Source organism: Melaminivora alkalimesophila (assembly GCF_000282995.1).
GTDB lineage: Bacteria > Pseudomonadota > Gammaproteobacteria > Burkholderiales > Burkholderiaceae_C > Melaminivora > Melaminivora alkalimesophila.
The window spans coordinates 1-7,528 of sequence record NZ_ALEE01000230.1; the positions used below are offsets into that span (position 1 = coordinate 1).

General features: G+C 70.9%; 10 protein-coding genes. 6 read left to right on the forward strand and 4 right to left on the reverse strand.

The window, feature by feature from the left end; translation table 11 throughout:
- The 3 genes from A612_RS04020 to A612_RS04030 form a co-directional block, all read left to right on the forward strand.
- The coding region (locus A612_RS04020) for an N-acetylmuramoyl-L-alanine amidase family protein (RefSeq protein ID WP_019373269.1) at positions 1-806 on the forward strand (806 nt) is incomplete at its 5' end.
- 50 nt (positions 807-856) lie between these two features.
- Positions 857-1,192 (forward strand): cupin domain-containing protein, encoded by a 336-nt coding sequence (locus A612_RS04025; protein ID WP_019373270.1) that lies wholly within the window; start codon positions 857-859, stop codon positions 1,190-1,192.
- 131 nt (positions 1,193-1,323) lie between these two features.
- The gene (locus tag A612_RS04030) at positions 1,324-1,557 is read left to right on the forward strand and encodes a glycine zipper 2TM domain-containing protein (RefSeq protein ID WP_019373271.1); all 234 of its coding nucleotides are present in this window, start codon (positions 1,324-1,326) and stop codon (positions 1,555-1,557) included.
- Between the two features lie 29 nt (positions 1,558-1,586).
- Here A612_RS04030 and A612_RS04035 read toward each other — a convergent pair whose 3' ends face one another.
- Entirely contained in the window at positions 1,587-2,246 is a 660-nt protein-coding gene (locus A612_RS04035; RefSeq protein ID WP_019373272.1) for a DedA family protein, read from the reverse strand.
- Between the two features lie 84 nt (positions 2,247-2,330).
- Here A612_RS04035 and mutL point away from each other — a divergent pair, with 84 nt between their 5' ends.
- Both mutL and gdhA read left to right on the forward strand, forming a co-directional pair.
- A complete protein-coding gene (gene mutL / locus A612_RS04040) occupies positions 2,331-4,190 on the forward strand; it encodes a DNA mismatch repair endonuclease MutL (protein WP_019373273.1) in 1,860 nt (619 codons plus the stop codon).
- Positions 4,191-4,382: 192 nt separating this feature from the next.
- Positions 4,383-5,726 (forward strand): NADP-specific glutamate dehydrogenase, encoded by a 1,344-nt coding sequence (gene gdhA / locus A612_RS04045; RefSeq protein WP_019373274.1) that lies wholly within the window; start codon positions 4,383-4,385, stop codon positions 5,724-5,726.
- 12 nt (positions 5,727-5,738) lie between these two features.
- Here gdhA and A612_RS04050 read toward each other — a convergent pair whose 3' ends face one another.
- Positions 5,739-6,419: an ABC transporter ATP-binding protein gene (locus A612_RS04050; RefSeq protein ID WP_019373275.1), complete on the reverse strand. Its 681-nt coding sequence runs from the start codon at positions 6,417-6,419 to the stop codon at positions 5,739-5,741.
- Between A612_RS04050 and A612_RS04055 the strand changes: the two genes are divergently transcribed.
- Positions 6,418-6,789, forward strand: coding sequence for a hypothetical protein (locus tag A612_RS04055; protein WP_019373276.1), 372 nt, complete (start codon positions 6,418-6,420; stop codon positions 6,787-6,789). The genes A612_RS04050 and A612_RS04055 overlap by 2 nt on opposite strands.
- 21 nt (positions 6,790-6,810) lie before the next feature.
- Here the strand turns inward: A612_RS04055 and A612_RS04060 are convergent, their stop codons facing one another.
- A complete protein-coding gene (locus tag A612_RS04060; protein ID WP_019373277.1) occupies positions 6,811-7,308 on the reverse strand; it encodes a DUF1178 family protein in 498 nt (165 codons plus the stop codon).
- A gap of 6 nt (positions 7,309-7,314) precedes the next feature.
- The coding region (locus tag A612_RS04065; RefSeq protein WP_019373278.1) for a DUF2818 family protein at positions 7,315-7,528 on the reverse strand (214 nt) is incomplete at its 5' end.

A 7,528-nucleotide genomic window follows, 5' to 3' on the forward strand; every position in this document is an offset into this window, starting at 1 on the left:
CCCTGCCTGCCGCCCCCCCGGCGCCGCCGACCCTGCCCCCGGCGCCCCCGCCGCGCCCGGCCAGCCCGGCGCGCGCCACCGACCGCCTGATCATCATCGCCCTCGATCCCGGCCACGGCGGGGAAGACCCGGGCGCCATCGGGCCCGGCGGCACGCGCGAGAAGGACGTCGTGCTGCGGGTGGCCCACCGGCTGCGCGACCGCATCAACGCCACCAGCATCGGCGGCAACCCCATGCGCGCCTTTCTCACGCGCGACGGCGACTATTTCGTGCCGCTGGCCACGCGCGTCGACAAGGCGCGCCGGGTGCAGGCCGACCTGTTCATCTCCATCCACGCCGATGCCTTCACCAACCCGGCCGCGCGCGGCGCCAGCGTCTTTGCGCTCAGCGAAAGCGGGGCCTCCAGCTCGGCCGCGCGCTGGCTGGCCAACAAGGAAAACCAGGCCGACCTGATCGGCGGCGTGAACCTGGGCGCACGCCAGGACCGCCACGTGCAGCGCGTGTTGCTGGACATGAGCACCACCGCGCAGATCAACGACAGCCTCAAGCTCGGCAGCGTGCTGCTCGGCGAGATCGGTGGCATGGCCCGGCTGCACAAGCCGCGCGTCGAGCAGGCGGGCTTCGCGGTCCTGAAGGCGCCCGACATTCCCAGCGTGCTGGTGGAGACGGCATTCATCAGCAACCCCGAGGAAGAGGCGAAGCTGCGCTCGGCCGCCTACCAGGAGCAGTTGGCCGACGCGCTGATGCGCGGCATCACCCGATACTTCGCCAAGAACCCGCCGCTGGCGCGCAGCCGCACCGTGTAGAAGAAACGGGGGCGGCCCGGGCGCGGCGGCCTCGCCCCCAGGAGAACGCCATGGCCCTGCCCCACGCCCGCTCAGCCCAGATCGTCAGCATCCGCCCGCTTGGCCCGCTGGTGCCGCAAACCCCTTCGCACGCCATCCTCAAGGCACAGCAGCTGGAGATCGTGCGCATCGTGCTGCCGGCCGGCCAGAGCGCGCGCCAGAACGACTCGCCGGGCGAATTCACGCTGCTGTGCCTGGAAGGCGAGGTGGAATTCGACTGCGACGGCCGCACCCAGCGGCTGTGCGCCGGCGACCTGCTGCACCTCGGTCCGGGCAGTGGCTACGGCCTGCGGGCCTTTCAGGACGCCTCGCTGCTGCTGACGCTCTGCCTGGTGCCGGCACGCTAGCCCGCCCCGGAGGGTCCTACAGTACCTTGCTTGGGACGCCTACAGCGGGCGCCCGGGAAGCTCACCATAGTGAAACCATACGCCCATCGGCGGGCCGGGCACCGGGCCCGTCCACCTTGAGGAGCTTCACCATGACATACCGCCACTGCCTCTACGCCGCCGTCTGCGCCGCCGCGCTGGGCCTGGCCGGCTGCTCCAGCAACCCCACCAACGCCCAGATGGGCACCGGCATCGGTGCCGTGGCCGGTGGCGTGGTCGGCAGCGCCGTGGGCGGCACGGCCGCCACGGTGGGCGGCGCCGCGGCCGGCGCGCTCATCGGCCACGAGGTCGGCAAGGACCGCGACAACCGCCAGGGCCGCCGCTGACCGCCAGGCGGGCGCAGCCAGGCCCGGGGTCAGAAGGTCACTGGGGCGCCCTGGGCCTTGCGCCCAGCGCGCCATGCCCCGGCAATGGCAATCAACCCCGGCACCAGGATCAGCGCCCAAATGATCTTGTCCAGGTGCCGCTGCACCCATGCCAGGTTGCCAAAGAAATAACCCGCGGTACAGATGCCCAACACCCACAGCAAGGCGCCGCCGATGTTGTAGGCCGTGAAGGCACTGCGGCGCATCTGCGCCACGCCTGCCACGAAGGGCGCGAAGGTGCGGATGAAGGGCATGAAGCGCGCCAGCACGATGGTGATGCCGCCATAACGCTCGTAGAAGGCATGCGCTTGGTCGAAGGCCCGGCGGTTGAACCAGCGTGAGTTTTCCCACTGAAACACCTTTGGCCCGATGCGCCGCCCGATCAGGTAGTTGCACTGGTCACCCAAAATGGCCGCGGCCAGCAGCAGCGCGCACGCCAACCCGAAGTGCATCAGCCCGGCCCCGCTGAGGGCCCCGACCACGAACAGCAGCGAGTCTCCCGGCAGGAAAGGCATGACCACGACACCCGTCTCGACGAACACGATGATGAACAGCAGGGCATAGACCCACGGGCCGTAGTCGGTGACGAAGGCCGCCAGGTGTCGGTCCACATGCAAGATGAAATCGATCAGGAATCCCAGAATTTCCACAGCCACCCTTCCCCCCGCGAAAGCAGCGGGGCACGCTACTTTAGCCGCCCCCGCTTTCCCGGCGGTCTCCGGGGGCTGCCTAGAATGGCGGCCGTGACTGTCCTTGCCGCAAGCCGCCCGATCCGGGAGCTGCCCGACGAACTGATCAGCCAGATCGCAGCCGGCGAGGTGGTCGAGCGACCCGCCTCGGTGGTGCGCGAGCTGGTGGACAACGCACTGGACGCGGGCGCCCGCCAAGTCACCGTGCGCCTGCTCTCGGGCGGGGTGCGACTGGTGGCGGTGGAAGATGACGGCGCCGGCATCGAGCAGGCCCAGCTGCCACTCGCCCTGCGCCGCCACGCCACCAGCAAGATTGCCGACCTGCAGGAACTCGAATCGGTAGCGACCATGGGCTTTCGCGGCGAGGCGCTCGCTGCCATCGCGGCCGTCTCGCAGCTCAGCCTGCTGTCACGCCCGGCCCACCAGGCGACGGGGTACGCTCTCGATGCGCGCAGCGGCGAGCTGCGCCCGGCAGCCCGCGGCCCTGGCACCACGGTCGAGGTGCGCGAGCTGTTCTTCTCCACGCCCGCGCGGCGCAAGTTCCTCAAGAGCGACGCCACCGAGCTGGCCCACTGCCTGCAGGCGGTGCGGCGCCATGCGCTCGCGCGCCCGGACGTGGGCTTTGCCGTGTGGCACGATGGCCGGCTGGTCGAGCAGTGGCGCCCCACCCTGGCACCGGACGCCGCCGCTGCCGTGGGCGACCCGGCCTGGGAGGCGGCTGCCGAGCAGCGGCTGGCGGACGTGCTGGGCGAGGAATTCGTCACCGGCGCAGTGACCGTGCGGCGCGAGCACGCTGGCATCCGCGTGAGCGGACACGCCGGCCTGCCCGACCAGGCACGCACCCGCACCGAGCACCAGTATTGCTACGTCAACGGCCGCTTCGTGCGCGACCGGGTTCTGGCCCATGCCGTGCGCAGCGCCTATGAGGATGTGCTGCACGGCCAGCGCCAGCCGTTGTACGTGCTGCACCTGCAGCTCGACCCACAGCGGGTGGACGTGAACGTCCACCCCACCAAGATCGAGGTGCGCTTTCGCGACGGACGCGAGGTCCACCAGGCGGTGCGGCACGCGGTCGGCGACGCCCTGGCGGCCCCGCGCAGCGCCGCGCTGCCGGCTGCCCCGGCGCCCCCGGCCCCGCGCGACCACGGCGGCGCCGCCCCCTTCCGCCCTGCCCTGCAGGCGCCGCTGCGCTTTCAGCCGCCGCCAGACGGCCACCGCGTGAGCGACCTGGAGGCGCTCTGGGGCACAGGCGCCCCGGCCAGCGAGGCCCTGCCTTCCCCGGCCGACAGACGCCCCTGCGATCCCGCCCCGGAGCAGGACTGGCCGCTGGGCCGGGCCCTTGCCCAGCTGCACGGCATCTACATCCTGGCGGAAAACGCCCAGGGGCTGGTGCTGGTGGACATGCATGCCGCCCACGAGCGCATCGTGTACGAGCGCCTCAAGGCCCAGGCCGCCGGCGCGCCGCAGGTCGCAAGCCAGCCGCTCCTGATCCCCGCCACCTTTGCCGCCACGCCACTGGAAGTGGCGACCGCAGAGACGCGCCACGCCGTGCTGCAGCAGCTCGGCCTCGAGGTGGCGCCCTTCTCCGCACGCACCCTGGCGGTGCGCGCCGTGCCGGCGACCCTCGCTGCGGGCGACCCGGTGGCGCTGGCGCGCAGCGTGCTCGCCGAATTGACCACGCACGAGGCGGGCACGCTGCTGGAGCGCGCACGCGACCAGATCCTGGCGACCATGGCCTGCCACGGCGCGGTGCGCGCCCACCGGCGCCTGACGCTGGAGGAGATGAATGCCCTGCTGCGGCAGATGGAGACCACCCCGCGCTCGGACCAGTGCAACCATGGCCGCCCCACCTGGCGGCAGTTCACGCTGCGCGAGCTGGACGCATTCTTCCTGCGCGGCCGCTGAACCTCAGCCGCCTGCCTGTCCTCCCCAACCCCGATAAGGCTGCCGGCTGGACAGAACCGGCGCAGGGGCTTCTCGCTTGGGCCGTTGTGTGCGGCACACGTGCAGGCCCCAATTTTTCATGCATGAGTAGATGCAGTTTCGGCATAATGCCGTGCTGCACCGCCGCATTTTTCTGGTGCAGGAAGTTCATCCATGCCATACGCCTCCGCCGAACAGTTCCTCCAATACGTCGCTGCGCGCAACCCCGGGCAGCCCGAGTTCCTCCAGGCCGTCACCGAGGTGGTGGAAAGCCTCTGGCCCTTCATTCGCCAGAACCCGCGCTACGCCGAACAGGGCCTGCTCGAGCGCCTGGTCGAGCCCGAGCGCGTGCTCAGCTTTCGGGTGAGCTGGTTCGACGACCAGGGCCGCGTGCACGTCAACCGCGGCTACCGGATCCAGCACAGCATGGCCATCGGCCCCTACAAGGGCGGCCTGCGTTTCCATCCTTCCGTGAACCTCTCGGTCCTGAAGTTCCTGGCCTTCGAGCAGACCTTCAAGAACGCCCTCACCACCCTGCCCATGGGCGGCGGCAAGGGAGGCTCGGACTTCGACCCGAAGGGCCGCAGCCCCGCCGAGGTCATGCGCTTTTGCCAGGCCTTCGTCACCGAGCTCTTTCGCCATGTCGGGGCCGACACGGACGTGCCCGCGGGCGACATCGGCGTCGGCGGCCGGGAGGTCGGCTTCATGGCCGGGATGCACAAGAAACTCGCCAACACCGCCGCCGGCGTGTTCACCGGCAAGGGCCTGGCCTACGGCGGCTCGCTCATCCGTCCCGAGGCCACGGGTTACGGCACCGTGTATTTCGCCGAGGAAATGCTCCAGACCCGCGGCCGTTCCATGGAAGGGCTGCGCGTGTCCGTGTCGGGCTCGGGCAACGTCGCGCAGTACGCGGTCGAGAAAGCCATGCAGCATGGCGCGCGCGTGCTCACGGTGTCGGACTCGGGCGGCACCGTGATCGACGAGGAAGGCTTCACCCCGGAGAAGCTGGCCCTGCTCATGCAGATCAAGAACGAGGAATACGGCCGCGTGAGCGACTATGCCGCCCGCGCCGGCGTGCGCTTCGAGCCGGGCATGCGGCCCTGGCGGGTCCCGGTGGACGTGGCGCTGCCCTGCGCGACGCAGAACGAGCTGGACGAGGACGATGCGCGCACCCTGATCGCCAACGGCGTGCAGTGCGTCGCCGAGGGCGCCAACATGCCCTCGACCAACGAGGCCGCCAAGGTCTTCGAGGCGGCCGGCGTGCTCTACGCGCCGGGCAAGGCGAGCAACGCCGGGGGCGTCGCCACCTCCGGCCTGGAGATGAGCCAGAACGCCATGCGCCTGAGCTGGAGCCAGGAGGAAGTGGACGCCCGCCTGCTGGGGATCATGCGCGGCATCCATGCCGCCTGCGTGCGGCACGGGCGCCGCAGCGACGGCAGCGTCAGCTACATCACCGGGGCGAACGTGGCGGGCTTCGTAAAGGTCGCGGACGCCATGCTCGCGCAGGGCGTGGTCTGAGAGCGCGCCAGCCTACTGCGCGAGCGGCAGCACGGCCACGCACTGCCACGGCAGGCCCTCGTCCAGCCGGTCGTAATGCGCCAGGATGAGCGCGCGCCGCGCCTCGGCCGCAGCCTGCGCCGCCTCGTCCAGCGCCTCGCACAGGTAATCGATGGAGGCCCGGTCCAGCGCCGCCACGGGCTCATCGATCAGCGTCAGCGGCGCGCCGCTGGCCAGCGCTGCCGCCAGCAGCACCTTGCGCCGGCCGCCGGTGGACAGCTGGTACATGGGCTTGGACAGGTGCATCTGCAGGTCGAAGCCATCGACGTGCCGCTCCCAGGCGCGCTGGCTCCACTGCAGCCACTGCGTTCGTAGCTGGGCGGCCCATCCCCGGGGCGAGAGCGCCTCTGGCCAGGGCTCCTGGGGATCGCGCCAGAAGACCTCCCCCGCCCCCGGCGGTGGCCCGCCGCGCCAGCGGATCCGCCCGCCCCGCGGCGCCAGCTCGCCCGCCAGCACGCGCAGCGCCGTGGTCTTGCCGGCCCCATCCTCGCCCAGGATCAGCGACAGCCCGGCAGGAAACTGCGCCGTCCAGCCCCGCAGCACCTGCGCCGAACCCGGACCGGCATCGATCTGCTCGGCTTTCAGCAGGACGGGCGTGGCGGGCGCGCTATGCTGCGCTGGTGGTTCATTGTGGTCCGACACGGAAGCTCCCATGGCATTGCATTTCCTGGATTTCGACTACAGCGAGGACGAGGACGGGATCGCCACCTGGGACGCGCTCGCCAGCGTCCCGGCGCGGCGCCTGCCCGAGCTGCTGGCAGAGCTGGAGCGCATCCTGGCGTGGGCCCATGCGGAATTCGGCACGCCCGAGGCACCGCTCGAGCACGGCGGCCCCTGGCAGTACGACCTGCAGTGCGAGTCGGCGGGCTTTGCCAGCCGCGAACTGCACTTCGACCCCGACGCAGGGCGCCTCCAGCCTGTGCTGCCGCCCATGGCACCCGAGGAGCGCATCACCATCAGTTTCTCGCTGGCCGCAGAGCGCAGCGTCTCCGAGGCCTTTTCCGAGCAGTTCCTGCCGGGTTGAGGGATCGACGCCGAACCAGCCCTATTGCAGCGTCTCCTTGGCCGCATCGGGCAGCCACAGGGGCGCCACGGCGATGCCCTCCTCGAGCAGCTCCGCCGCCTCCTCGGGCGTGGCGCGCCCGCGGATCCCGCGCTCCTGCGCCTGCCCATGGTGGATGCGCCGCGCCTCATGGGCGAAGCGGTCGCCCACATCCTCGGTATGGGCGACGATGTGGCGCGCCAGCTGCAGCCACGCCGCCTGCAGCGCACCGGGCAAGAGCGCCTGGTCGCGGGCCTCTGCCGCGGCCGGGGCTTCCGAAGCGGTCGCGACCGCCGCATCCGGGTGCCTGGCGCCGCCGGCATCCCGCCTTGCGGAGCGCAGGTTCAGCCGTGGTGCGCTCAGCCCCTTGCGGATCTCGGCGCTAAAACACAGCGGGCACTGCAGCAACCCGCCCTCGAGCTGCTGCTGGAACTCCGCTTCCGAGGCGAACCAGCCTTCGAAGCGGTGGTCCTGCGGGCAATGCAGGTCAAGCACCTTCATCCCGGCTCACTCCCCCAGGCCACCCCACTTGCGGCGGCGCCCCAGGTAGCGGTACACGAAACCGGGGAACGCGAAGGTGGCGAACAGCGCAGCGGTCACCACGTAGAACTCCCATTTCTGGGGCGTGATCTGGCCGACCCGCTTCTCGATCAGCAGCGCCAGTGCGCCCACCAAAAAGTACAGCAGCACCAGCTCCAGCAGCCGCATCGCCAGCGGCTTT